Source organism: Streptomyces sp. NPDC029014 (assembly GCF_055564695.1).
Map to the genome: position 1 here is coordinate 44,719 of NZ_JBVHVT010000033.1, position 24,400 is coordinate 69,118.

The following is a 24,400-nucleotide window of genomic DNA, read 5'->3' on the forward strand; positions in this document are numbered from 1 at the left end:
CGTACTTCCGCGGGCTCGTCAGCGGGTCGAGTCCTCGATTGAGGAAACGCGCCACCGCCTCAGTGTTCCTGCCGTCCTGTGATTGTTTCATGAGAAAGCGGAGTACAAGTCGCACGCACTCGTACTCCATGTGGAGGCGGAGCAGATGAACCCGGCGCCGACGGAGGGCATCCTTGGGCAGGTGCTCCGGCGGTCGCCCTCGCCGCAGCAAGTGATGGTGACGGGAAGGTGAGCCAGTTGATCAGGAGGGCGACGAAGTCCTGGCTGGCCAGTCTCGCCCGCCCCCGATTTCCTGAGCTTCCGCCCGTGACAGCCACCTCGAACCGGGTAGCGACGAACCCGTCCGTGATCAGCCGCCGGTAGGCGCATGCGAAACCGGGTGTGCGCCCGTCCCCGGGCAGGAGTGGGAATTTTGAGAGACTCGCTGGGAAGCGGAACACGCTCGCGGCGTGGCAGTAGACGCCCTCACCAAGCCAGGGGACCAGTCCGCCCATCTTCCGTGCGCGCACCGGCCCGGTCGATCGGACGAACTCGCCCGACTGCGCCAGGGGCCAGCATGGGACGTCGAGTGGGCGGGTCTCCTGGGTCAGGAGAAGGTCAGCGATCGGGAATTGCGTGGCCAGAACACCCGCGATCACCTCGCATGAAGGTCGCTGGGCTTCCCTCGTTGCCGTACGCGGAAGGAAGCCCGCCCGCGGCGTCCTATCGGAATTGAACCGATGACACCCGTGTCCTGAGCACGGTGCTCTACCGAGAGCTTTGCAGGCTCTGCCTCTGAGCTAAGAACGCTTTCGGCCGGAGAGCGTAACCCTGCCGAAGCTTGGGAAGCAGGGGAAGGGTTCCGATTTCTCCTATGAATCAACCGTAGCTCCTGGGCCGAGCCCCTTGCGACCCCGCGGCCCGCGCCTCTCGCGTCGGGCGAGAGGACGGGTCCCAGGCGCAGCAGCCGGCTTTTGTACTTCCGCTATGGGCTGGGTCTTCCGCATGGCGAGACGCCCAGCTGCTTCCAAGCAGTCACCCTCCGGCAAGACCCCTCAGCGACCCACAGCGAGGACTCGGTGATCGGCTCCGACTACCTGCGAGAAACCAGCGAAACAGTTCAGGTCAACCCTCCTGGGTGTTACCCCTGCCCGGCCAACAGGCGGGAAGCCCGCCCTCACGAGAGGCGGGCACACGACGACGTCTCACCCTGGTGCGACCAACTTGACCTGTGAGGCGGAGCTGGGGCCGTGCCTCCGTGCGCTTGGTCGGGTCCGCCTTGGTCGGAGAACTGTTGCGCCACTGCACGATGCGTCGTCGTCGGAGCCACCCTCTCCTTCTTGGACGCCGTCCTGCGAGGCCGCCCCGGCGACCCGGCCGAAACCCTCCGGGCCAACGGGAAGGTCTACACGGTCTCACCATCAGTGGCTCGGGGAACTGCGGGGCTGACCCAGTGATCGGCCGAGCATGCGCGTAAGAAGGTGTTGGGTAATCGGGTGTTCACTCGTTCTTGAGGTTGTCGGCGAGGCGGCGGGATGCTTCGGCGCGAAGCCACATCGACCATGTGTTCCGCCAGGCGACGCAACAGCTGGAAGCCCGGTGCACCCGCGGCTGACCCGCAACGGTGGCTGCCGTGGGGGCCAGGCGGTCGTGGCCGTGCGGGGTGCGCCGGCGGTCGTACCCATCGCCGCCACCTCCTCGGACCCGGCCCAAGCGGGGCCTGTGGAGGAGCCTCGGCTGCGAACGCGGCCGGCGTGTGGCGGTCTCGGTGGGATGGAGGATCCCTTCGCCGCGGTGAGCCGGCGCTGCCGGCCACGGGGTTGTCCAGAGCGGTGACGGCCAGGCGGGACTGCATCCGCGCGTCGATCGAGTAGCCCACCGATCCTGTTGCCGAAGACGTCCTGATGGCGCAGCGGTACGCTTGCCGTCGCCGGCGGCAGGTTCGGTGATGCCGGCGAGCAACAGCCGGTTCGGGCCGGTCGCGGTGAAGTCAAGACGGACGAGATCGTCGTGTACCGGCGGGTCGGCCTTCCTGCCCCCGGCCGCGCTGCGCCGAGTCTTCGGCCTCGCCGACGGCCAGGAGAATGCGGAGCCAAAGTCGCCGTCGGCGGCTCCCCGGGCTGCAACTGCGTTCAGTGCGGGAAATGGTGCGGCAGCTCCGTGGTGAGCGCGGCTGCCGCAGGGGAGAGCCAGCGCCGGCGGTAGCGGGCCAGTTGGACAGTGACGTCGGGGAACTGCGGGCCGGGCACGTGTGTCAGGCGGCCCGCTGCGAGTGCGTCCGCGACATTGGCGCGGGCCAGCAGGCTGAGGCCGAGGCCCGCGGCCACGCAGGACCTAGCGGCCTCCAGACTGCCGAAGCGTGTGATCCGGGGCGAGGTGCCTTGTGCGGCAGCGAGCAGCCGCTCGACGAAGCGGTCGCTGTACGAGCAGCCCTGCTCGTGCAGGAAGTAGTCCTCGCGGGCCAGCTCCGCCCAGTCGGTGGGCGAGTCGGTGGTGCTGCGGGCGGCGGCGGGGTGCTCGGGGGAGCAGACCAGCACCAGCGGCTCACGGGCCAGCGGCGTGCACTCGATGTCGCGGAAGCTCGCCTCGTCCTCCAGCAGCAGGGCCAGGTCCAGCTCGCCGGTGCGGAGCGCGGCCACGGCGGCTGCGGTTCCCATCGTGCGCAGGTCCACTTCGATCCCGGGGTGGTTGCGCCGCAGTGCGGCGATGACTTCCGGCAGCCGCGCCGACACAAGCGTCTCGCCGGCCGAGAGGATCACGCGCCCGGTCACCCGACCGCCCGCGCCACCGGCCGAGGCAGCGACCGTCCGCAGCCGGGACTCGGCCTCCAACACCGCCTCGGCCTGCGCCAGCACCTCGCGCCCGGCGCCGGTGAGCACCACCCCGCGGGGCAGCCGGTCGAACAGGCGCAGGTCGAGTTCCTTCTCCAGCGCTTGCACCTGGGCGGTCACGGTGGACTGGACGAGGTGTAGGCGCTCCGCGGCGGCGGTGAGGTTCTCGGTCCGGGCGACGGTGGCGAAGGTGCGCAGGAGTCGGGTGTCCATGCCGCTGACCATAGCCCTCCATCATCGGGGAATGCGATGGCTGGTATCGGGATCCATCGTTTGTCCAGATGCCTGTGGGCTGCCACGGTAGGGGCATGAACCTGAAGACACGCCCCGAGACCCTGCGCTACACCGCCTTCACCACCGACCCCGCTGGCGGCAACCCGGCCGGCGTCGTGCTCGACGCCGCCGCACTGGACGATGCCACCATGCTCGCGACCGCCGGCGAGGTGGGCTACTCGGAGACCGCGTTCGTCACCGCCGCGGACCAGGCGGCGCGCCGGTTCCGGCTGCGCTACTTCAGCCCGCTCGCGGAGGTCGCCTTCTGCGGTCACGCGACCGTCGCCACCGCGGTGGCCCTGGCCGAGCGGATCGGCCCCGGCCCGCTCGTCTTCGACACACCGGTGGGCGAGATCGCCGTGGATACTTCGGCAGCGCCCAGAGGCTCCGTTACGGCGACGCTCACCAGTGTTCCCACGGGCTCCCGACCGGCGAGCGAAGTGGAGGTGCACGCCTCCCTCGCGGCCCTGCACTGGACCTCGGAGGACCTCGACCCGGTATTGCCGCCGCACGTCGCCTTCGGTGGAAACGAGCACCTGGTCCTGGCCGTGGCCACCCGCGAGCGTCTGGCGGCCCTCGACTACGACTTCGACGCCCTGGCCGAGGTGATGCACCAGCACGGCTGGACCACGCTCCAGTTGGTTTGGCGCGAAGCCCAGGACCTCTTCCACGCCCGCGACCCCTTTCCGATCGGCGGTGTCGTCGAGGATCCGGCCACCGGCGCCGCGGCCGCCGCCCTCGGCGGCTACCTGCGAGTCGTCGGCGCCCTCCCTCCCGCCGGTGCCTTCACCATCCGCCAGGGGGAGGACCTCGGCCGACCCAGCCTGCTCCGGGTCGAGGCCTCCACCGCGGACCCGCGCGTGCGAGTGAGCGGACAGGCGGTGGCAATCGTGAACGCAAGCGCGAGCACCAGCGGGGACGAGGCCTGAGCGAACCGGTGGCGCCGCACGCAACGTCATTCACGCCGCACGGAATTGAGGTACGCAGTACGCTCTGCATCCGACCGTCAGTTCCCGCGCCTGGGCAGTTCTTTCGGATCACTTCGCCGGCCGGACGACGATGGCGGCGACGTGGACTCCGGCATGGTGGATGGCCGGGGCAAGCCGGCCTCGGGCCTTGACCCCGGATTTTGGACACCGGAGAGACTTGGATCTTGATGGTCCAGGAGAACGGAGTCCCCGTGGGGATGAAGCACTACCCCGCCGAGTTCAAGGCGGACGCGGTCGCGTTGTACCGGTCGAGGCCGGGAGCGACGGTCAAGTCGGTCGCTACCGATCTCGGGGTGAACACCGAGACACTGCGGAACTGGATCCGGGCCGCCGACGGGCGTCGTCCCGGCGCCCACTCCGCGCCGCGGGCCGCAGCCCAGGCCGGCGGTGACGACGTTCAGGTGGAGCTGGCCGCAGCACGGAAGAGGATCCGGGAGCTGGAGGAAGAGCGCGACATCCTCCGCAAGGCGGCCCGGTATTTCGCCGGGGAGACGCGCCGGTGAACCGCTGCCAGCTCGTTGAAGATCACCAGCGCCGGTTCGGCGTCACGCGGTTGTGTTCGATGCCGGGTATCTCTCGCTCGAGTTTCTACTACTGGCGCCGCACCGCGGCCGCGCGGGCGGCCCGGCAGATCGCCGAGGCCGGGCTCGCGGCCCGGATACGCAAGGTCCACCAGGACTCCGACGGCACCTACGGAGCCCCCCAGGTCGTCGCGGGCGATCCGCCGCCATCTGCGGCGCCGCGGAATCCGAGCGGTGATCCCGCAACCGGCCGACCAGACTGCCAACCGCAAGCGGCTCGGCCGCCGCGGCGGACGCCCGCCCGCCTTCGATCGCGAGGCCTACGAGCAACGGAACACCGTCGAGCGCTGCATCAACAAACTCAAGCAATGGCGCGGCCTGGCCACCCGCTACGACAAGACCGCCACCATCTACCTCGCCGGACTCCACCTCGCCGCCATCTTCATCGGGTCAGCGAAGTGATCCGCAGGAGCCGCCCTAAGGGCGGACGGCGGGCTGTCAAGCCACGGATAGCAGTGGCATGACGGCAGCCTCGCGGACGGGTTCATTGGAAGCAGACCCCACTGGGGGAAACCCCGAACCATGAAGGCCGAACCCACCAGTATTCCGCGGAGAACTCCGATGAACAACAGGACCTGGAACCGTCATATCGTGCTCGCAGCAGCATCCGTAACGCTGATCGGCGGCGTGGCCCTCCCTGCCACCGCGATGGCCGCACCCACCGCTCCACAGCACATCGTCACTCAGGCCCCTCACAACGACGACCACGACCCCTCCCCCCAGGACACCCCCAACAGCACCGGCGGCACCGGGGGCGGCGACAGCGCGCCCCGGAAACGCTCCAAGGCCATCGACCCCGACGGCGAGATCTACATCAGCCCCGCCGACCGCAAGGCCGCGATCGGCGAGGACCCCGACGTCAACATCGACGACGACTTCGCCGCCGACCCCGACGACTACCTCTTCCTCAAGAGCCTCGATATCGACCCCGACCACCGCAACGTCGACATCGACGACGGCTTCCGCACCGACTTCCCCGAGGGCGACCTGGACTAGTACTCCAGCAGTACTTCGTGGCTTGACCTGGGGAAACGTCGAGCGGTGGGAGGGTAGCGGGCAGTATGCCGTCACGGACTGCTTCTGCCCGCACACCCCTCGACGGAGTGGCCACGACGGCGGTAGTGGCAGCGGCGGGCCACCGCTTGGCGTCGTCGTCGCCAGTGCGACCAGCTCAACGCCTCGGTGCGGGTGACGTCTCTGGGTGCGTGAGCTGCCAGGAGTCGCCGCCTTTGCGCCACGGTGAGCTCGATGTCCACTGCGGCCTCACCGGTGGGTCCCCTTTTTTGGCTGCTCGCGCGCTCATCGCCGCGAGGAACGTGTGGGCGGGCATGGCCAGGGTGATGTGTCGGTACCAGCTGACGTAGCGGCGGACTTCGTACTCGTCCAGGCCGCACTCGTTCTTCGCCGCCTGGAAGCATTCCTCGATCGCCCACCGCGCGCCGGCGACCCGCACCAGTTCATCCACTCCGACATCCAACGGTGCGTATCCGAGGTAGTAGGCGATCGCGGCCGGCCGGCGCAGGCTGCGCCGTGCCGGCGCCCACCGCCTGCGGATCAGCACGCCGTCCTGGTGGTCGTACTCGGCCACCGGGCGCAACGGGACGGCCGCCCAGCCGTATTCACGCTGCCCCTTCGCGCCCGCGCCGCAGGAACGGCGTTCCCACGCCTGGTCGGGGGCCTGCTCGAAGGCCCTGTCGATGCGTGGGCCGGCCAGGGAGAACTGGGACTTTGGGCCGGCCAGGACATAGCCGACGCCGGATGTTTCCAGCATCCGGCGGAAGCGGTTGTCCTGTCCATAAGCGGCGTCCGCCGTGACCCGGGCGATCGGCAGCGGCGAGGCCAGCGCCCTGCGGACGATCGTCGCCGCGAGGGTGCACCCGGCAGGGTGTCCTCATGCGGCGGCCCGTTGTCCCACCGCGTGGCGATCGTCCTGCCGCAGTGCGCCCACCGTCGGTCGGAGGTCCGCAGTGAACTCGAACCAAACGGTCTTCCCGTCGCCGGTCGGGTGAGCGCCCCACTCGGCTGCGAGAGCGTCGACGAGGAACAAGCCACGCCCCGACTCGCCGTCCGAGTCAGGCGCGCCGGGCCTGGGCAGTTCCGGGTGAGTATCGACGACCTCGACCCTTATCCTGGACCCGGTCGCCGACACGCGGACCAGGCTCGCGGACCCGGTGTGCTCCACGGCATTGGCGACGACCTCTCCGGTGCACAGCTCCAGTTCGCCCAGCGACTCCTCGCTCAGCACCCACCACCTCCGGGCGGCCTGCACGACGAGCTTCCGGACACGGTGTATGCATCCAAGATCGGCCGGAGTCCTGAACACTACCTCCGCGTCATGGCCGGAGGCGGGGACATCCAGGACGGTGGGAGAGCCGGCGACCTGTGCAGTGCGGGCGCTTCGATTCGGTGTTGGCGTCTTCACAGTCATGGCTTTCGCACCTTCGCGGGTCTGGCTCCGTTTTGGGGCGGGTGGTATGTCCTGTCAGAGACGCTAGGGCTGTTCTGCGGCCGATCTTGGATGGCGCTGCACCACACCTTGACTGGAAATGCACACTCTGCTCAGTGGCGGCGGCGGGTGCTGTGCGCCCGGTCGGCAGCCGTGCTGCTCAGCCTCGGTGGAATACCATGAACGTGTGAGCGATGGGTGGTCGACACGCGCGTTGCCGACAGGCGAGCAGCTCGCCTTCTGGCACGACGTGGTCTGCGCCACGATCGTCCCCCTCGAAGTCGCGACTCCCAGCGCCGGCCCGTTCTCCGCGTCCCTCACCAGCCACCAGTTGGGGAATCTGCGGATGTCCACGATCGAGGCGGATCCCCATCGCGTCACCCGGAGCGCCCGGCTCATCACCTCGGGTGAGGAAACCGTGCACGTGGGCTTGCTCTGCAAGGGGCAAGCCGTGGTAGAGCAGGACGGACGGCAGGCCCTGCTGCACCCGGGGGATCTTGCCTTCTACGACACGACCCGTCCCTACATGCTCGGTTTCCGGGAACCGGTCGAGCTGAAGGTCTTCATGCTGCCCCGCCAGCTCTTCAGCCTCCCTGAAGCCGACCTGCGCAAGATGAGCGCTGAAGCCGTTCGCGGCGACGAAGGGCTGGGGCCACTCGTCATCCCGTTCCTCGACCACCTCGCTGATGGGACCGGACCGCTCGGAGAGGACGGCAGCGCGCGGCTGGCCGCCAGTGCCGTGTGTCTGCTGGAGAGCCTGGCTGCTGAGCGGAGCGGGGGGCGGGCGCCCGCCCCAGAGAGCGACCAGCTGTCGCTCACGCTGCAGATTCACGCCTGCATCAATCAGCACCTCCCCGACCAGGGCCTCTCCCCGGAGGCGATCGCCCGTACTCACCACATCTCGGTGCGCTACCTGCACAAGCTCTTCGAGCGCGAGGGGACCAGCGTGCACAAGTGGATCCAGCAGCGCCGGCTGGAAGAGGCCAGGCACGAATTGGGCAGGCAGGGCCGCGCAGCCGTCACGATCGCGTTCGTGGCCCACCGTTGGGGATTCGTCGACCCTGCCCACTTCAGCCGCTCGTTCCGCGCGGCGTACGGCATGAGCCCGCGCGAGTGGCGGGAATTCGGCAGGACCGGCGGGGGAAGCGGTGAAATCGGCACCGGCACGTAGCGCTGCCCGCAGCGGCAGCCGGGCGTGGCCAGGGGGCCGTGACCACAACGTGGTCACGGCCCCCTGGTCGGTGTTGTGGCTGCGTCCGGGTTGGTGGAGGCCGGTTGGTCAGAAGGGGTAGCGCTGGATCGAAGACTGGACCGTTACCCACTGGGTCTCACAGAAGGACTCCAGATTGGCCTTGGTGCCACCGAATTGACCGCCGGAGCCGGAGGCCTTGATTCCGCCGAAGGGGATGGTCGGCTCGTCGTCAACGGTCTGGTCGTTGATGTGGACCATGCCCGAATCGATACGGTCCGCCAGCTCGAAGGCGGCGAAGGCGTTGCTCGTGAGGATGCCGACGCTGAGGCCGTACTCGCTGCTGTTGACGAGTTCGATGGCTTCCTCGATCGTCTCGTACGTGAGCACCGGGGCGACCGGGCCGAAGATCTCCTCGCGGACGGCGGGACTCTCGGTGGTGACGTCCGCGAGGACCGTGGGCTGGTAGTAGAGGCCGTCGTAGTGACCTCCGGCAACGAGCCGGGCGCCCTGTTCGACACTGGCGGTGACGATCGAGTGCACCTTGTCGCGCTGGTTCTCGTCGATGAGGGGGCCGAGGGCATTGGCGGGGTCGGTCGGGTCGCCGACCGGAATCCGGGCGGCCTTCTCGGCGAGGAGCGTGGTGTATTCGTCGGCGATGGAGGAGTGGACGATGTGTCGGCCGGTCGTCATGCAGATCTGCCCCTGGTGCAGGAAAGAACCCCAGGCTCCCGCCGAGGCCGCTGCCTCGACGTCGGCGTCGGGCAGCACCAGGAGGGCGTTGTTGCCGCCGAGTTCCAGATGGACCTTCTTCAACAGGGGGCCGGTGGCCGCGGCGATCGCGCGGCCGGCGGGCGTGGAGCCGGTGAAGGAGATACACGGGACGCCGGGGTGGGCGACGAGGGCCTTTCCGACATCGGCGCCACCGGGCAGGACGTGCAACAAGCCGTCGGGGAGGCCGGCTTCGGCGAACAGTTCGGCCAGGGCCAGACCGCCGGAGATCGGCGTACGCGGGTCCGGCTTGAGGACGACGGCGTTTCCGACGGCGAGGGCGGGAGCCACGGACCGCAGCGAGAGGATCGCCGGAAAGTTGAACGGGGAGATCACGCCGACCACGCCGAGCGGGATCCGCCGGGCCACCGAAAGCCGCGGCCTGTTCGAGCGCAGCAGTTCGCCGTAGGGCTGGGCGACCAGCGCGGCGCACTCGTTGAGTTCACCGATCAGCAGGGATATCTCGAATGAGCCCTTGCCGATACCTGAGCCCGACTCGGGGACCAGCCACTTCAGGACGCGGTCGGGATCGGCTTCGAGCAGCGCGGCAGCCTTGCGGAGGATCGCGGCCCGCTGGTCGTAGGGGCGTGCCGCCCAGTCCTTCTGCGCCGCTGTCGCCCTGGCGACCGCGGTGTCGACGTCCGCGGACGTGGCGGCCGGCAGGGTGGTAAGGATCTTTCCTGTGGCCGGGGCCGTGACGGTGATCTCGGAGTTGCCCCGTGACGCCGCGTTGAGAGGGCTTGACTGCCACACGGACCAGTCGGTGGCGGGGCGTTCGGTTGTGGTGGTCACGGTGTTGGTCCTCCAGTGGCCGGGACGTGTTCGTTGCCGGCCGGTAGTGGGGTGGGGCGATGGGGATGTCCGGCGGCGGCCGGGTTGCTCAGCTTCGGGAGGCGGCGCTTTCCACCGTGCCGTCGGGCTTCACCCGGCGCAGGACGCTCGCGACGGCCTCGACCGCGCGGTCCACCTCGGCCTCGGTCATGACGAGCGGTGGAGAGAAGACGAGGTTGTGGCTGCTGCTGACGCGGACGATGACCCCGGTTTCGTCGCGGATGATGTCGGCGATCCCCGGAGCGGGCTCGGGCAGCGGGTGGCGGGTCTTCTTGTCGGTCACCAATTCGAGGGCGACGCCCATGCCTTTCCCGCGGATCTCGCCCACGATGGGCAGCTCGCGCAGCGGCTGCAGCACGGTGCTGAGGTGACGGCCGGTGCGCTGCGCCGCATCGAGGAGGTTCTCGCGTTCGATGATCTCCAGGTTGGCGAGGGCCACGGCGCAGGAGACGGGGTGGCCGCTGTAGGTGTAGCCGACGGGGTAGCCGTGTCCCGTCATGACCGCCTCGCCGACCTCTCGGCTGAGCAGGACGGCGCCGAGGGGGGCGTAGCCGCTGGTCAGACCCTTGGCGGTGACCATGATGTCCGGGGTGACGCCGAAGTGGTCGGCGGCGAACCAGTGGCCGACGCGCCCGAACGCCGTCACGACCTCGTCGAGGATCAGCAGGATGCCGTGCTGTCGCAGGACGGCTCTGATCCGAGGCCAGTAGTCCTCCGGCGGAACCACCATGCCGGCCACGCCCATGATGGGTTCTGCGATCATGGCCGCGATGTTCTCGGCTCCGATCCGCTCGATGGTGGCCTCGAGCTCGGCCACGCAGAAGTCGGTCGGGTCCTGTCCGTCGAAGAGCCAGGTGCGGAAGGGGTGGGGCGGGGTGAGATGGGCGACGTGCGGGAGGTGCGGGCCCTGGCCCGCCTTCATCTCGGCGAATCCGGTCGCGGTGCCGCCACCGTACGCGAGGCCGTGGTAGGCCGTCGTCCGGGACAGGATCCAGGTGCGGGACGCTGCGCCGCGCTGGGCGTGGTAGTAGCGGGCCGTCTTGATGGCAGCGTCGTTGCCCTCGGATCCGCCGGAGGTGAAGTAGACGTGGTCGAGGCCCTCAGGCGACAGCTCGGCCAGCTTCGCGGCAAGCTCGATGGAGCGCTCGTGGGCGAAGTCCCAGAAGGTGGTGAAGTACTCCAGGCGGCGTATCTGGGCCGCGGCGGCGTCGGCGATCTCGTCCCTGCCGTGGCCGATCTGGGCCAGCCACAGGCCGCCCGTCGCGTCCAGGTACTCCCTGCCCGAGGTGTCCCACAGGGTGCAGTCCTTACCCCGAACGAAGATCGTGCGGTTCCTGGTTTCCAGGGGAAGGTGCGGGTGGACGACGTGCCGACGGTCCAGTTCCAGCAGATTCTCCATGGTCAACGCGGTCCTTTCTAGGTGGCGGAGGGGGTTCCGGCGGATCCCGCCGCCGTGGTGGCGGTCGAGGGTGCGATGGGGGCGGCGAGTTGCACGGCCCGTCCGCGCAGAGAGGACGCGACGGCCGCGGCGAGTGCCAGGCCGCCGGCGGCGGGGATGGTCCAGGGCAACAGAGCCCCCGCACCACCGGTGATCCCGGTGAGGGCATCGAAGTTGACAATGGCGAGCGCGATCCCCGCAGCCAGGCCGAGTGCACCGAGCAGCGGAGCGATCAGGGTCTGCCAGAGCGGGCCGCCCCCGGCTGTGCGGCGGAAGAAGGCGATGACCGAGACGGCCGTCGCCCCCTGCAGGACGAGCACGGCCAGCGTGCCCAGCCCCACCAGCCACGCGTACAGCTGGGTGAACGGGTCCGCGCCGCCGATGATGAAGGCACCCAGGGCGACGACCGCGAGGATGCTCTGCGTCAGGCTCGCCTCGTGGGGGCTCCCGAAGCGGTGGTGGGTACGGCTCAGGCGGGCGGGCAGCAGACCGCCGCGGGCGAGGGAGAACATGTAGCGGGTCAAGGTGTTGTGAAAGGCCAGCAGCACCGCGAACACGCTCGTGACGACGAGCACCTGCATGACGTCGGTGGAGAGCTTCCCCACGAAGGATGTGTTCACCGAGGTGATGAAGTTGACCGGGTCCTCGGCCGCCGCCTTTCCGACATCCGCACCATGGGCCAGGCCGATCGCCCATGTGGTGAGCGTGTAGAAGACGCCGATCAGGATGATGGCGATGTAGGTGGCGCGTGGGACCGTACGCCGCGGATCACGAGCCTCCTCACCGTAGATCGTCGTGGCTTCGAAGCCGACGAAGCAGGTGAATGCGAACAGAAGTGCGATTCCCGGCGTGCCGGAGATCATGTGGCTGGGGGTGAAGGCGTCGGTGTTCAGTCCGCCGGAGCCGCCCTGGCCCAGGACGACGGTGTCGAAGACTACGAGGATCAGCACTTCGGCGATCATGAGAATGCCCAGCACCTTGGCAGACAGGTTGATCTCCAGGTAGCCCAGCACTCCGACAAGGACCAGGGCGCCGAGGGCCAGCGCCTGCCAGGAAGCGTGCCAGCCCCACTGGGCGAGCAGGTCGCGTGCGAAGACGCCGAACTGGCCCAGCAGGCCCAGCAGCATGCAGTTGTACGCGAGCAGGGCGATGCCTGCGGACGCGTGGCCGGCGCGGCTGCCGAGTCCTGCGGTGATGTAGGCCGTGAAACCGCCGGCGCTCGTGATGTGCCGGCTCATCGTGGCGTAACCGACAGCGAAGAGCAGCAGGACGACACTCGCCACCAGGAACATGCCGGGTGCACCGACACCGTTGGCGGCGAAGGCCACGGGCCCGGCACCCAGGGTGGCGCCCAGCGGCGCTGCGGCGGCCACCACGAAGAAGACGATGTCAGACGTGCCCACGGCCGACTGCTTGAGCTGGCCGGAATTCTCGGTACTCATCGCACCGCCTCTCTCGGAATGCCCGGCACCAGGGGTGGTGGCGGGCGGTGCTGACGACTATGAGCAGCTCGTGAACCCTGGACAACGACGACTTCGCGAACGGACAATCGTGTAGCGAGAACGCCCAGGTCAGATGTGCCTCTGAGTCGGGTCGGCGGTGCGGTGCGCGGGCGTCGCCGGGTGAAGGGAGCCCCCGTGGAAGTACGCCAGCTCCGCTACGTGGTCCGTCTGGCGGAGACGATGCATTTCGGCCGAGCCGCGCAGTCGGAACACATCGCGCAGTCGGCGTTCAGCGGGCACGTGGCCCGCCTGGAGCGTGAGCTCGGTGTCCGGCTCTTCGACCGCAGCCCCCAGCATGTGGCCCTGACGCCGGCCGGCGTGGTGTTCGTGGAGCGTGCCGAGCGCATGCTCGCGCAGCTGGCCGACGCCGCCGCGGAGGCACGTGCGTTCGCCTCCTCGCGTCAGGAAGTCCTCCGGGTCGGCACGTTCGCGGAGGCTGCGGGCGAGCTGACGCCGGTCATCCTCTCTGTCTATCGTGAGTTGCGGCCTGACGTGCTCCTGGAGTTCACGGAGTTGACGATGGTCGACCAGATCGACAAGCTCGCGTCCGACGAGGTTGACGTGGCCATCGTGCGCGGCCCCTTCGAAGACGACCGGATCGCGTTGCGGCCGATCTTTTCCGAGCCCAGGGTCGCAGCGGTCCCGTGTGCCCATCCGCTGGCGGAAGCGCAGGCCATCTCCGTCGACGATCTACTCGACGAGCCGTTCGCCGCCGCAGACATCCGGGCGCCGGCCGGCTGGGCGTCGTACTGGACGTGCGATGACCGCCGGGGCGAGGAGGGGAGGGTCGCGACCCGGGTTCGGTCGGTGGGGGAGAGCCTGATGGCGATCTCGTGTATCGGAGCGGTGGACACCTTTCCCCAGACGGCCGCCCGTCTTTTCCGGCACTCCGGGGTCGCCTACATCCCGATGCCGGACGCTGCGCCGAGCACAGTCGCCGCCGCGACCCGACGCCGTGATCGGCGGCCGCACGTACAGGCCTTCGGCACGGCGGTCGAGCGAGCGGTCGAGGCACACCTCGCCCAGGTGCCCGGAGCTGTCCGGGCCGCTTGAGCGGCGGCGCTCAGAAAAAGTGCTGCCGGTTTCCGCCCCGTGTGCGTGTTCGCCGGGGATCGTGGTGCCGGACGACTTGGTCGTGGGGCGAGCCCGGCGTAGGCGGCGGGGTGGGCGGCCGAGGGGAAGCTGTCGCCGACGGCGACCAGCAGGACTGCGGCGGTCCTGACGGCGACCTGGGCATCGAGATCAGGACCGGGGGAAGAGGGTGGGCCCCCAGCAGGGCCCGGTGGTCCGGTCGGGGGCCGTGGACGCCTCCGAGGCCGGGGTGGCGCCGGGTGGGCAGGACGAGTGTCCGGTTGCTGGTGCGGGTGGCCTCGACGGGGAGGCCTTGGTCGCAGCAGGTCCGGACGGTCAGCTGGGCGGCGGTCTCGTAGGCCCGTCCCAACTGCTCGAAGTGTGGGGCACGGTGTGGCCGCGTCCGCGATCACGCGGGTCTCGGGGCGTCGGTCTTCGCCTCGGCCGGATAGGGGTCGGCGATCCGCCGCAGTCCTGCGCTTCGCACCCGAGGGTGGTCGCATCGTCGGGGTCTCGCCTGTCGGTGCCGTCGGCGCGCGTCCACGTTTCGCAGACCGGTCACCTGTAAGCGGCCGGACGCTGAGTCCGGCCAGGTGACATCACCACGGCAGCCGGCCTGTCGCTGCCGCAGGACGAGAACTGGTGGGCGCCCAGGTGCACGAGACGCTTGGATCGAGGTGGTGCGGTCCACAGGGACGCGCGCTGCGCAACTGGTCGCGCCCACCGCGGTGGCCGATGTCGCGGGCCTCTGAGTACGGGGCCGTTGCGGCCGACGGGCATGCGCGGATCGGCGGACCCCCTGCGCCCGCCGCACGGGTGCGGGCCGGTGTCTCAAGGAGACCCGGCCGCTGCGTCGGCGGGCATGGTCGCATGCGTCGGCGACGTGTGCGGTCGAGCGGTGCGGCGGGCAGGGGGGTCGGCTCGGGGAAGGATGATCTCGCCGGCACTGGTAGCGGCCTGTCGAACGGGCGACCGGTGAACGTGTGCAGCATTGCACGAGACGAGAAGTGGGCCTGTCGGCGGGCGTTCTTCCCGTCGTCCGCAGCATCGGGACGCTCCGCCCCGGGCTCGGTGCGTCGTTGAGTCGATCCCCGTGCCGGGCCGCAGGGGACGGCATGGGCGCGCTGCACCAACCGTTCTGGTAGCGGCGCCGGTCCCGAGCGAAGCCGTCGTCGAGGAAGCGGAGCAGCTCGGCGACGACGAGTGGCGGGTGGTTGGGCAGTATCACACCGCCTGTGCCGAGCCCGGTCTTGCCGACGAGGTGCGCGAGCAGCAGGGGGGACGCCGGGCGTGGAGTGGTGTTCAGCCACCCAGTGGCGCGCGGAACCGCGCCGGTCGGCCGGTCGGACGAGTCGACCGCAGCGCACAGCGCGTCGGCCGCGGTGTGCCGACGCGCTGTGCGGTGCTGACGAGGGTGCAGTGTCCTGTCTGGTCGTGCGGGAACGGAGCTGCTCCTGCCGAGGCCGTGGGCCGGGCGGCGGAGCGCCCGGCCCCTCCTGCATCAGCCGAATTGGACCCGTTCGATCAGCCCGGCGGCGGTGAAGGCGGCGACCAGCTCGTCGCGCCCCTCGGTGAAATGGCCCCAGCTGTCGTAGTGGACGGGAACGATGTGGCGGGCGCCCAGGATCCGGCCGGCCTCGGCGGCCCCGGCACTGTCGAGCGTCACGGGGGCACCGTCGAAGAACGGCGTCCGGGCGGCGCCTGCGAAGAGAACGGCGGTATCCACGGGGCCGACCTCTTCGGCGATCAGCCGTACCAGATCGATGGAGGCGTTGTCCCCGCTGACGTACACGGTGGGCAGGCCGGCGCCGGTCAGGATGAAGCCGGTCACCTCACCGGAGATCTCCTCGGCTCCCTCAGGACCGTGCAGGGCCGGCGCGGCCGTCACCGTCACCGTGCCGCCCGTCGGGCGCTCCAGCTCGGTCGTCTCCCACGCCGCGAGACCGCGGGCGGTGCCGCCGAGACGGTCGGCGCCGCTCGGGGTGGTGAGGGTGAGAGGGACATGAGCCAGGAGGGCCCGGCCCGAGGTGTCGAGGTTGTCGGGGTGCTGATCGTGGGAGAGCAGCACTGCGTCGATGCGGCCGAGCTCGGCCGGGGCGACCGAGGCGGGTGCCGTCTTGGTCAGCACCAGGCCCGGGCCCAGGGGGTAGTCGCCGGGGGAGTCGAAGGTGGGATCCACGAGCAGGCGCAGGCCGCCGTACTCGATCAGGGCGGTCGGCCCTCCGAGGGGGCGGACGGGTACTCGTGGGGTGCCGGTGTCGGACTTGCTCATATCACGCCTCACGGATATCTAGAGGTTTTTCCGTGATGGCAGGCTAGGATGCGTCACGGAAAAACGCAAGCGATACCATGAGAGCCATGAGGGAACCCGCGACCGCCGACATCACCGCACCTGTCCTGCCGCCAGCGCCGGGCGCTGAGCGGCACCCCGCCCTCGACTTCGCGGACAGCGTCGTCTCGCTGCCCGGTGGTCAGGGCTACGACCTCTTGGCCGCCCCTGAGTCCGCCATGCACTGGCTGGCCGTTCACAGCCTGACCCCGCCCGAGGTCCAGCTGTACGAGGTGTGCGCGGAGCGGCTGCGCACGCTGCGCGGACACGTGAGGGCGCTGCTCGGTGCCCGCGTCCAGGGCGCGACGCCTCCGGCGGCTTCCCTGGAGGCGGTCAACGATGCTCTGATGCGGGTCCCTTCGGCCCCGCTGCTCGCCTGGGATCCGACGACCGGCCCGCGCCGGGTCCGGGCACACCCCACCAACCAGGCCGTGGACCATGCGCTGGCAACACTCGCCGCCGGCACCGCGGACCTTCTCACAGGGGCGGAGTCCGAGCTTCTCGCGGAGTGCGGCTCCACGCCGTGCGACCGCTTCCTGCTCCGGACCCATGGCCGCCGCCACTGGTGCTCGACTCGTTGCGGCGACCGTGCCCGTGCTGCCCGCGCTCGGCACGGAGGCGCCTCACGGTGACGGGTGAGCAGCTCGGGTCGGGCTGACCGAGACTCGCGCAGCTGCTGACGCTTACGAGGGGATCGCGGCGAACGAGGCTGAGGTGCGGGGCGCAGGTTCCGGTGCGAAGGCCGGCCGGCGCACGGTACTGCCAGTCCTGCAGTCGGTCCGATTCCCCGGTCCTGTTTCAGCCTGCTCGCCCGCAGCGCTCGGTGTCGATCTCGGCGAGGGTGGCCTCGTTGTAGCGGGCCCCGTGTACGGTCGCGGCGTTCAGCACCCGCCCTGCCGCGTCGATGGTCTCGCCCGGTACGTCGAGGTCGAGTGCGGACAGGTTCTCCCGCAAGTGGACCACCGAACGGGTCCCGGGGATGGCGATGACATGGGAGCCGCGGGAGACGACCCAGGCCAGGGCCAACTGCGGGAGGGTGAGGCCAGCGTCCTCGGCGATCTGCTCCAGCTCGCTCCGCAACACCAGATTGGCGGGGTAGTGGCGGGTGTCGAAGCGGGGCATGCCTCGGCGGATGTCACCGTCCGGGAGACTGCGGAGGTCCGGAGGCCTGGAGGTGAGGAAGCCGCGGGCAAGCGGGCTGAACGCCACCAGCGCGACGCCGAGCTCGCGGGCCGCCGCCAGGGTGCCCTGCTCGGGGTTGCGCGACCAGAGGCTGTACTCGTTCTGTAGTGCGGCGATCGGATGCACGGCGTGGGCCCGGCGCAGCATCCCGGCGGAGGTCTCGGAGAGCCCGATCGCGCGTACCTTCCCGGCCCCGACGAGTTCTGCCATCGCCCCGATGCTTTCCTCGACCGGGACCTGCCGGTCGACCCGGTGCAGGTAGTAGAGATCGATGACGTCGGTGCGCAGCCGGGCCAGCGCATCGTCAGCGGTACGCCGGATGGTCTCGGGCCGGCCGTCGATGACGCGCCGGCCGCCAGCACCGGTCATCCCGCACTTGCTGGCCAGCACGATCCGGTCCCGGTGGCCGGCGAGCACGCGGCCGAGCAGCTCCTCGTTGGCGCCGAAGCCGTAGAGCGCGGCGGTGTCGAAGAGCGCGACGCCCTCCTCCAGAGCCGTCAGGAGCAGCTGCTCGGCAGCCTCGGGCGCCGGCGGGACGCCATACGCATGGCTCAGGTTCATACAACCGAGTCCGACCGCCGGGACCTCGAACGGCCCGATCCGGCGCAGAGCGCGTCCCGAGCCTGCCTTCGGAGCCGTGGTCACGAGCCCGCGGCCACGGCGAGCTGCTCCTCGAGGGCCGCCAGCGTCCGGTAGCAGGGCAGCACCTGGGAGATGGAGGCGTTCGGCTCGCGACCCTCGCGGATGGCCGCGACGAACTCGCGGTCCTGCAACTCGATGCCGTCCATCGAGACGTCGACGCCGCTCACGTCGATCGGCTCGTCCTTACCGGTGACCAGGTCGTCGTACCGCGCGAGGTACGTGCCGGTGTCGCCGATGTAGCGGAAGAACGAACCGAGCGGCCCGTCGTTGTTGAACGACAGCGACAGGGTGCAGATGGCACCGTTCTCCGCGCGCAGCTGGATCGACATGTCCATCGCGATGCCCAGCTCGGGGTGGATCGGACCCTGGATGGCGTTGGCCTGCACGATCGGCGACCCGGTCTGGAATGCGAACAGGTCAACCGTGTGTGCGGCGTGGTGCCACAGCAGGTGGTCGGTCCAGGTGCGCTGCTGACCAAGGGCGTTGAGGTTCGTGCGACGGAAGAAGTACGTCTGCACGTCCATCTGCTGGATGCGGTACTCCCCGGCCCGGATCCGCTGCCGCACCCACTGGTGGCTGGGGTTGAAGCGCCGCGTATGCCCCACCATCGCCACGAGCCCGGTGCGCCGCTGTGCCGCCAGGCACGCTTCGGCGTCCTCCAGCGACGCGGCCAACGGGATCTCGACCTGGACGTGCTTGCCCGCATCGAGACAGGCCAGTGTCTGTGCGGCGTGCATCGGCGTTGGCGTGGCGAGGATGACGGCGTCGACGTCGTCCATCGCCAGCACCTCCTCCAGGGTGGCGACGCCGCGGCCCGCGCCCTGCTCCTCGGCGAACCTCTGGGCCCTCTCAAGGGTGCCGCTTACGACAGCGGTCATCTCCACGCCCTCGATCCGCCTGAGCGCGGCCGCGTGCTTGGCACCGAAGGCACCGCCCCCGGCGAGGGCGATACGAACGGTCTGCTCGTCAGTCATGTCACTCCTTCACGGCGGGCACGTTCGCCCGCGAGTGGTTCTCCAGGATCAGATGTCCGACGGCGGTGTTGGACGCCGGCACGTGGTAGAAGCGGTGCTTGACCTCAACCTCCCCGGACCCGTCGATGTCGCTCATCGCCCCGCGTGCAATCAGCCACATCACCAGCTCGATGCCTTCTGAGCCCGCCTCCTCGACGTACTCCAGGTGCGGAACCCGGGACAGGCCGACCGGGTCCGCGACCAACTTGTCCAGGAAGGCGTTGTCCCACTCCCGGTTGATGAGGCCGGCGCGCGGGCCCTGCAGCTGGTGGCTCATGCCACCGGTACCCCACACCTGTACCCTCAACGGCTTGTCATAGGACTCGATCGCCTTGCGCAGCGCCTGACCGAGCTTGAAGCACCGGGCGCCCGAGGGCACGGGGTACTGCACCACGTTGACGTGGAACGGGATCACCCTGCACGGCCACTTCTCGACGGCCCCGAACATCAGTGACAGCGGGACGGTGAGACCGTGGTCGACGGCCATCTCATTGACGAGGGTGAGGTCGAAGTCATCCCTGATGAGCGAGTGCGCGATGTGCGCGGCCAGGTCGGGGTCACTCTCGATGCCCGGTACCGGCCGGGGCCCGTAGCCCTCGTCGGCAGTGGCGTAGGCCGCGCCGGTGCCGAGTACGAAGGTCGGGATCAGTGTCAGGTCGAACGAGGTGGCGTGGTCGTTGTAGACCAGGAAGATCACGTCCGGGAGGTGTGCGGCCTCCCACTGCCTGGAGAACTCGTAGCCCTCGAAGACCGGTTGCCAGTAGGGTTCGTCGGTCTTGTGGTGGTCCATCGCCGCGCCGATCGCCGGTACGTGCGAGGTGAAGACGGCGCCGGTGATCGTGGCGTGCTCGGCCGGCGCCGCCGAGTCGGCGTAGGCCGCCTCGAGAACGGCGTGGTCGATCCGGTTGCCCTCGACGGAGCGGCCGCCGCCGAGCATCATGTCGCGGTACTCCTGCTCGGTCATGCCGGTCATCGAGCCCGCCATTTGCTGGAACGACAGCCCCAGCGTCGCGCCCCACTTGGCGAGGAAGTAGATGTTGCCGCCCTCGTGCATCGCGGCGTTGAGGTCGCGGTCGAGCAGCGCTTGCTTCTGTTCCTCCCGCAGAGGCCATGCGTCCAGGTACGCGTGCTCGTCGGCGAGATAGAGTTCGCGGTTCTCCGCCGTCATGAGCGACATGCAGAACTGGTTGAGGTGGTATCCCTTGGAGGACTTTTCGGCATCGAAGATGGTCGTCCCCGGAACCAGTGTGTAGGTCTTGTCCAGCGACATCGCGGGGCTCCAATTCGTGTGGTGGGTCAGTCGGCGTCGGCCCAGTACAGGCGCATCGGATTGTCGATGAGGAGCTTGCGCCGCAGGTCGGGCGTCGGTGCGATGTGCGGTATGAAGTCGACGAGCAGGCCGTCGTCGGGCATGTGGTCGGTGAGGTTCGGGTGCGGCCAGTCGGTGCCCCACAGCACCCGGTCGGGGAACTCCTCGACCACGCGCCGGGCGAAGGGGACGACGTCGCGGTAGGCCTCCTGCTCACCGTCACGGGCCGGTGGACCGCTCATCGACAGCCGCTCCGGACAGGTCACCTTGCACCAGATGTCAGGCCTTGCCCGCATGAAGTCCAGGAACTCCTCGAACTCCGGGCCGTGCGGGTCCTTGGCGGCGTCGGGCCTGCCCATGTGGTCGATGACCAGCGGCACAGGGATCGAGAGGAAGAACTCGCGCAGGTCGGCGAGGTCGGCCGCTTCGAAGTAGACGACGACGTGCCAGCCGTACGGTTCGATCCGCTTGACGACGTCCCACAGGTCCTGCCGTGGCGCCGCGTCGACGAGCCGCTTGACGAAGTTGAACCGCACGCCCCGGACGCCGGCCTCGTGCAGCTCTCGCACCTCCGCGTCCGAAATCCAGGGTCGCACCGTCGCCACGCCCCGGGCCAGGCCACCGGAGGTCCGCAGGGCGTCGACCATGGCACGGTTGTCGGCGCCGTGGCAGGTCGCCTGGACCAGGACGTTGCGGGTGAAGCCCAGGTGGTCGCGCAACTCGAAGAGCTGCTCCGCGGATGCGTCGCAGGGGGTGTACTTGCGCTCGGGGGCGAAGGGGAACTCCGCACCGGGGCCGAAGACGTGGCAGTGCGCGTCGACGGCGCCCTCGGGTACCCGGAACCGCGGCCGGCTCGAACCGGCGTACCAGTCCAGCCAGCCGGGGGTCTTCTCGAAGGCCGTCGCCATCATCGGTCCTCGTAGCGCAGTCCGAGCCCGGCCAGCGGGCCGCGCATGCCGTACATGTCCAGGCCGAGCTCGCCCGCGCGGAACCGTGCGCGTTTGCCCTCCTCGCCGGCTTCGCGCTCGGCCGACGCCTTGGCGACCCGGGCGGCCCGCTCATGCGGCACCACGACGACGCCGTCACTGTCCGCCACGACGACGTCGCCCGGCCGGACCAGGGCGTTGGCACAGACCACCGGCACGTTGACCGAGCCGAGGGTCGCCTTGACCGTGCCCTTCGCGTTGACCGCGCGAGAGAAGACGGGGAAGTCCATCCGCTCCAGGTCGGCCACGTCGCGCACGCCGCCGTCGATGACCAGTCCTTGGCATCCCCGGGCGCGGAACGATGTGGCGAGCAGGTCACCGAAGAAGCCGTCCTCGCTCTCGGTCGTGCAGGCCGCGACCACGACGTCGCCCTCCCGGATCTGCTCTGCAGCGACGTGGAGCATCCAGTTGTCGCCGGGCTGCAGCAGGACGGTGACCGCCGTGCCGCACAGACGGGCCTTCGGGTAGACGGGACGGAGGTAGGGGCGCATGAGCCCCACCCGGCCCATGGCCTCGTGGATCGTCGCCACGCCGAACGCCGACAGCGCGGTGACGGCCTCGGGGTCGGCACGGCTGATCGAAGTGTGGACGACGCCGATCTCGGTGTGTTCCATGCTCTCTTCTCCTGGGGTCAGCGGCCGACCGCGGTGAGGCGGGTGGCGAGGCGGGGGTAGACGCGCAGGGCGTTGCCGGAGTAGACGGCGGAGCGCCCCTCGTCGGAGAGGTGTGAGGTGGCCTCGACGTACCGCTTCGTGTCGTCGAAGTAGTGGCCGGTGCGCGGGTCGATGTCGCGCACCGCGCCGATCATCTCGCTGCCGAACAGGACGGACCGGCTGGGGATCACCCGGGTGAGCAGGTCGATGCCGGGCTGGTGGTAGACGCAGGTGTCGAAGAAGACGTTGTCCAGCAGCGACTCGGGGTCCGGCCTGCCGAGCGCCATCGCCAGGCCGCGGAACCGGCCCCAGTGGTAGGGCACCGTGCCGCCGCCGTGCGGGATCACGAACCGCAGCGTCGGGAAGTCGGCGAACAGGTCCCCCTGGATCAGCTGCATGAACGCCGTGGTGTCGGCGTTGAGGTAGTGGGCGCCGGTGGTGTGGAAGGCCGGGTTGCACGACGTGCTGACGTGGATCATGGCGGGGATGTCGTATTCGGCCATCGCCTCGTAGATCGGGTACCAGCTGCGGTCGGTCAGCGGCGGCGCGGTCCACTTGCCGCCCGACGGATCGGGGTTGAGGTTGATCGTCACTGCGCCGAGCTCCTCGACGGCCCGGCGCATCTCGGGCAGGCAGGTGACGGGATCGACACCCGGGGACTGCGGCAGCATCGCGCCCATCGCGAAGCGGGCGGGGTAGAGCGTGCTGACGCGGTGGACCAGGTCGTTGCAGATCCGCGCCCACATCGAGGAGACGGCGAAGTCGCCGATGTGGTGGGCCATGAAGCTGGCCCGCGGGGAGAAGATCGTCAGGTCGCTGCCGCGCTCGTCCATGAGCCGCAGCTGGTTGCCCTCGATCGCCTTGCGCAGGTCGTCGTCGGTGATGACCAGGGCGTCGGGGTCGGGCGCGTCCTCGGGGCAGCCGGCCGCCGCGACCTGCTGGTCCCGCCACTGCGCCAGCTGCGGCGGCGCGGTGGTGAAGTGACCGTGGCAGTCGATGATCACGGGTTCTCTCCTGGTGGTCGTCCGGGTCGGTTCTCGGGAGTGTCGTCAACGTGGCGTCGCCGCCCGCCGGCCGGACGGTACTTTGACGACCTAGGGACGGGTGGGCCAGCCGGTGTACTGCTCGGCGAGGTAGGTGCGCCCGGCGCGCGTGCCCGTCACGTTGTCGAGCTCTCCGAGCTGGCGCCGCAGGTCGAACGGTGTGCCGCCGGGCGGGGTGTGCAGCAGCCGGGTCATCCAGTAGGAGAAGTTCTGCGCCCGCCAGACCCGTTGCAGGGCACGCGGCTGGTATTCGTCCAGGGCGGTGGCGCCCTCGCTGCCGAGTGCCCGCAGCAGGACATCGGCGAGCACCTTCACGTCGTGCAACGCGAGGTTGAGCCCGCGGGCGCCGGTCGGCGGCACGGTGTGCGCGGCGTCGCCCGCGAGCGCCATCGAGCCCCAGCGCATCGGCTCCTGTACGAACGAGCGGAACCTCAGCACCGTTTTCTCGAGGATCGGCCCCTCCTTGAGCCGGAAGCCGTCCTGTCCGGCCACCCGGGCCTGGAGCGTCTCCCAGATGCGGTCGTCCGGCCAGGCGTCGGGGGACTCGTCGGGGCCGCACTGGAAGTACATGCGCTGCACCGTCCCGGTGCGCTGACTGATCAGTGCGAACCCGTGCTCGGAGTGTGCGTAGACCAGTTCGGAGGCGCTCATCGGTGCCTCGGCCATGATGCCGAACCAGGCGAAGGGGTACTCCCTGCCGTAGCGCACACGCTGGTCCGCGGGCACCAGGTCGCGGCACATGCTGCGCGACCCGTCCGTACCGACCACGTACCGTGCCCGGATCTCGTGGCGGGTCCCATCGGGCGCGGTGTAGCGGACCCTGGGAGCGTCGGTCGTGATGTCGAGGACTTCGGTGTCCCTGATACCGAAGTGGACAGTGCCGCCGTCGCGGGCCCGGGCATCGGCCAGATCGACGAACACGTCGGTCTGGGGGTAGAGCCACACCGACTCGCCGACCAGTTCCTTGAAGTGGATGCGGTGCGGCCGGCCGCCGAACCGGAGCTCGACGCCCTCGTGCTCGCAGCCGTCGCGCAGAATCCGGTCGGAGACGCCGGTTTCGATCAGATCCCGGGCCGCGTCGGCTTCGAGGACGCCGGCCCGCTGCGTCGTCTCGATCTCGTGCCGGGTGCGGGTGTCGACCACGATCGTCTCGATCCCCGCGCGCCCCAGCAGGTGCGCCAGCATCAGGCCGGCTGGACCGGCACCGACGACGGCGACTGGAACCGAGGCAACGGTGTCGACAATGGCATCGGCCATGGCATCTCCTGAGCGGCTGCGAGCGTCTCGAACACCCCGAACGCTGGCACCCGGGACCGCGACCAGTCGCTGGTGTTTCCGCCTG

19 protein-coding genes, 1 tRNA gene and 3 pseudogenes are annotated in these 24,400 nt (G+C 69.7%); 7 read left to right on the top strand and 16 right to left on the bottom strand.

All coding sequences use genetic code 11. From position 1 onward, the window contains the following. Positions 1 to 696 precede the first annotated feature (696 nt). Positions 697 to 789, bottom strand: a tRNA-Leu gene (locus ACZ4VL_RS19760). 1,322 nt (positions 790 to 2,111) lie between these two features. After that, positions 2,112 to 3,023 carry a LysR family transcriptional regulator gene (locus ACZ4VL_RS19765; protein WP_468201362.1) on the bottom strand — a complete coding sequence of 304 codons (912 nt, stop codon included), beginning with the start codon at positions 3,021 to 3,023 and terminating at the stop codon, positions 2,112 to 2,114. Positions 3,024 to 3,118: 95 nt separating this feature from the next. Between ACZ4VL_RS19765 and ACZ4VL_RS19770 the strand changes: the two genes are divergently transcribed. The 4 genes and pseudogenes from ACZ4VL_RS19770 (at position 3,119) to ACZ4VL_RS19785 (ending at position 5,649) form a co-directional block, all read left to right on the top strand. Next, entirely contained in the window at positions 3,119 to 4,012 is an 894-nt protein-coding gene (locus ACZ4VL_RS19770) for a PhzF family phenazine biosynthesis isomerase (protein WP_468201365.1), read from the top strand. Positions 4,013 to 4,269: 257 nt separating this feature from the next. Then, a complete protein-coding gene (locus ACZ4VL_RS19775; protein ID WP_468201368.1) occupies positions 4,270 to 4,575 on the top strand; it encodes a transposase in 306 nt (101 codons plus the stop codon). Between the two features lie 147 nt (positions 4,576 to 4,722). Next, a pseudogene (locus ACZ4VL_RS19780) lies at positions 4,723 to 5,055 on the top strand (transposase); the annotation flags it as partial. Positions 5,056 to 5,214: 159 nt separating this feature from the next. Further along, complete coding sequence (locus tag ACZ4VL_RS19785) at positions 5,215 to 5,649, top strand: hypothetical protein (protein WP_468201371.1); 435 nt, start codon at positions 5,215 to 5,217, stop codon at positions 5,647 to 5,649. A 175-nt stretch (positions 5,650 to 5,824) separates the two neighbouring features. Here the strand turns inward: ACZ4VL_RS19785 and ACZ4VL_RS19790 are convergent. Both ACZ4VL_RS19790 and ACZ4VL_RS19795 read right to left on the bottom strand, forming a co-directional pair. Next, a pseudogene (locus ACZ4VL_RS19790) lies at positions 5,825 to 6,523 on the bottom strand (IS701 family transposase); the annotation flags it as partial. A 21-nt stretch (positions 6,524 to 6,544) separates the two neighbouring features. Beyond that, on the bottom strand, positions 6,545 to 7,081 hold the full coding sequence (locus tag ACZ4VL_RS19795) for an ATP-binding protein (protein ID WP_468201373.1): 537 nt from the start codon (positions 7,079 to 7,081) through the stop codon (positions 6,545 to 6,547). 205 nt (positions 7,082 to 7,286) lie between these two features. Here ACZ4VL_RS19795 and ACZ4VL_RS19800 point away from each other — a divergent pair, with 205 nt between their 5' ends. Continuing rightward, a complete protein-coding gene (locus ACZ4VL_RS19800) occupies positions 7,287 to 8,270 on the top strand; it encodes an AraC-like ligand-binding domain-containing protein (protein ID WP_468201375.1) in 984 nt (327 codons plus the stop codon). A 108-nt stretch (positions 8,271 to 8,378) separates the two neighbouring features. Here the strand turns inward: ACZ4VL_RS19800 and ACZ4VL_RS19805 are convergent, their stop codons facing one another. The 3 genes from ACZ4VL_RS19805 to ACZ4VL_RS19815 form a co-directional block, all read right to left on the bottom strand. Next, the gene (locus tag ACZ4VL_RS19805) at positions 8,379 to 9,851 is read right to left on the bottom strand and encodes a benzaldehyde dehydrogenase (protein ID WP_468201378.1); all 1,473 of its coding nucleotides are present in this window, start codon (positions 9,849 to 9,851) and stop codon (positions 8,379 to 8,381) included. An 88-nt stretch (positions 9,852 to 9,939) separates the two neighbouring features. Beyond that, positions 9,940 to 11,289, bottom strand: a complete 1,350-nt coding sequence (locus tag ACZ4VL_RS19810; protein ID WP_468201381.1) for an aminotransferase family protein — start codon at positions 11,287 to 11,289, stop codon at positions 9,940 to 9,942. A gap of 17 nt (positions 11,290 to 11,306) precedes the next feature. Continuing rightward, the gene (locus ACZ4VL_RS19815; protein ID WP_468201384.1) at positions 11,307 to 12,770 is read right to left on the bottom strand and encodes an APC family permease; all 1,464 of its coding nucleotides are present in this window, start codon (positions 12,768 to 12,770) and stop codon (positions 11,307 to 11,309) included. Between the two features lie 195 nt (positions 12,771 to 12,965). Between ACZ4VL_RS19815 and ACZ4VL_RS19820 the strand changes: the two genes are divergently transcribed. Next, on the top strand, positions 12,966 to 13,883 hold the full coding sequence (locus ACZ4VL_RS19820) for a LysR family transcriptional regulator (RefSeq protein ID WP_468201386.1): 918 nt from the start codon (positions 12,966 to 12,968) through the stop codon (positions 13,881 to 13,883). Between the two features lie 22 nt (positions 13,884 to 13,905). Here the strand turns inward: ACZ4VL_RS19820 and ACZ4VL_RS19825 are convergent. Both ACZ4VL_RS19825 and ACZ4VL_RS19830 read right to left on the bottom strand, forming a co-directional pair. Continuing rightward, positions 13,906 to 14,343 (bottom strand): annotated as a pseudogene (locus tag ACZ4VL_RS19825) (transposase); the annotation flags it as partial. A 1,059-nt stretch (positions 14,344 to 15,402) separates the two neighbouring features. After that, positions 15,403 to 16,173, bottom strand: a complete 771-nt coding sequence (locus ACZ4VL_RS19830) for an MBL fold metallo-hydrolase (RefSeq protein WP_468201389.1) — start codon at positions 16,171 to 16,173, stop codon at positions 15,403 to 15,405. Between the two features lie 86 nt (positions 16,174 to 16,259). Between ACZ4VL_RS19830 and ACZ4VL_RS19835 the strand changes: the two genes are divergently transcribed. Continuing rightward, positions 16,260 to 16,862 carry a CGNR zinc finger domain-containing protein gene (locus tag ACZ4VL_RS19835; protein WP_468201391.1) on the top strand — a complete coding sequence of 201 codons (603 nt, stop codon included), beginning with the start codon at positions 16,260 to 16,262 and terminating at the stop codon, positions 16,860 to 16,862. Positions 16,863 to 17,028: 166 nt separating this feature from the next. Here ACZ4VL_RS19835 and ACZ4VL_RS19840 read toward each other — a convergent pair whose 3' ends face one another. The 7 genes from ACZ4VL_RS19840 to ACZ4VL_RS19870 form a co-directional block, all read right to left on the bottom strand. Continuing rightward, positions 17,029 to 18,057 (bottom strand): aldo/keto reductase, encoded by a 1,029-nt coding sequence (locus ACZ4VL_RS19840; protein ID WP_468201394.1) that lies wholly within the window; start codon positions 18,055 to 18,057, stop codon positions 17,029 to 17,031. Further along, entirely contained in the window at positions 18,054 to 19,028 is a 975-nt protein-coding gene (locus ACZ4VL_RS19845) for a Gfo/Idh/MocA family oxidoreductase (protein ID WP_468201397.1), read from the bottom strand. Before ACZ4VL_RS19845 ends, ACZ4VL_RS19840 begins: the two co-directional genes overlap by 4 nt. Before the next feature lies 1 nt (position 19,029). Beyond that, positions 19,030 to 20,337: a protocatechuate 4,5-dioxygenase subunit alpha gene (gene ligA, locus ACZ4VL_RS19850; protein WP_468201400.1), complete on the bottom strand. Its 1,308-nt coding sequence runs from the start codon at positions 20,335 to 20,337 to the stop codon at positions 19,030 to 19,032. 26 nt (positions 20,338 to 20,363) lie between these two features. After that, positions 20,364 to 21,284 carry an amidohydrolase family protein gene (locus ACZ4VL_RS19855; protein ID WP_468201470.1) on the bottom strand — a complete coding sequence of 307 codons (921 nt, stop codon included), beginning with the start codon at positions 21,282 to 21,284 and terminating at the stop codon, positions 20,364 to 20,366. Beyond that, entirely contained in the window at positions 21,284 to 21,976 is a 693-nt protein-coding gene (ligK, locus tag ACZ4VL_RS19860) for a 4-carboxy-4-hydroxy-2-oxoadipate aldolase/oxaloacetate decarboxylase (protein WP_468201402.1), read from the bottom strand. The genes ACZ4VL_RS19855 and ligK overlap by 1 nt, the downstream gene beginning before the upstream one ends. Positions 21,977 to 21,993: 17 nt before the next feature. Beyond that, complete coding sequence (locus ACZ4VL_RS19865) at positions 21,994 to 23,019, bottom strand: amidohydrolase family protein (protein ID WP_468201404.1); 1,026 nt, start codon at positions 23,017 to 23,019, stop codon at positions 21,994 to 21,996. Positions 23,020 to 23,109: 90 nt separating this feature from the next. Next, the gene (locus ACZ4VL_RS19870) at positions 23,110 to 24,315 is read right to left on the bottom strand and encodes a 4-hydroxybenzoate 3-monooxygenase (protein ID WP_468201407.1); all 1,206 of its coding nucleotides are present in this window, start codon (positions 24,313 to 24,315) and stop codon (positions 23,110 to 23,112) included. Between the last annotated feature and the right edge of the window lie 85 nt (positions 24,316 to 24,400).

Coding starts and splice junctions, on each gene's coding strand:
- ACZ4VL_RS19785 (WP_468201371.1), top strand. CDS start 5,215: ATGAACAACAGGACCTGGAACCGTCATATCGTGCTCGCAGCAGCATCC.
- ACZ4VL_RS19765 (WP_468201362.1), bottom strand. CDS start 3,023: ATGGACACCCGACTCCTGCGCACCTTCGCCACCGTCGCCCGGACCGAG.
- ACZ4VL_RS19795 (WP_468201373.1), bottom strand. CDS start 7,081: ATGACTGTGAAGACGCCAACACCGAATCGAAGCGCCCGCACTGCACAG.
- ACZ4VL_RS19770 (WP_468201365.1), top strand. CDS start 3,119: ATGAACCTGAAGACACGCCCCGAGACCCTGCGCTACACCGCCTTCACC.
- ligA (WP_468201400.1), bottom strand. CDS start 20,337: ATGTCGCTGGACAAGACCTACACACTGGTTCCGGGGACGACCATCTTC.
- ACZ4VL_RS19815 (WP_468201384.1), bottom strand. CDS start 12,770: ATGAGTACCGAGAATTCCGGCCAGCTCAAGCAGTCGGCCGTGGGCACG.
- ligK (WP_468201402.1), bottom strand. CDS start 21,976: ATGGAACACACCGAGATCGGCGTCGTCCACACTTCGATCAGCCGTGCC.
- ACZ4VL_RS19845 (WP_468201397.1), bottom strand. CDS start 19,028: ATGACTGACGAGCAGACCGTTCGTATCGCCCTCGCCGGGGGCGGTGCC.
- ACZ4VL_RS19810 (WP_468201381.1), bottom strand. CDS start 11,289: ATGGAGAATCTGCTGGAACTGGACCGTCGGCACGTCGTCCACCCGCAC.
- ACZ4VL_RS19835 (WP_468201391.1), top strand. CDS start 16,260: ATGAGGGAACCCGCGACCGCCGACATCACCGCACCTGTCCTGCCGCCA.
- ACZ4VL_RS19870 (WP_468201407.1), bottom strand. CDS start 24,315: ATGGCCGATGCCATTGTCGACACCGTTGCCTCGGTTCCAGTCGCCGTC.
- ACZ4VL_RS19830 (WP_468201389.1), bottom strand. CDS start 16,173: ATGAGCAAGTCCGACACCGGCACCCCACGAGTACCCGTCCGCCCCCTC.
- ACZ4VL_RS19855 (WP_468201470.1), bottom strand. CDS start 21,284: ATGGCGACGGCCTTCGAGAAGACCCCCGGCTGGCTGGACTGGTACGCC.
- ACZ4VL_RS19775 (WP_468201368.1), top strand. CDS start 4,270: ATGAAGCACTACCCCGCCGAGTTCAAGGCGGACGCGGTCGCGTTGTAC.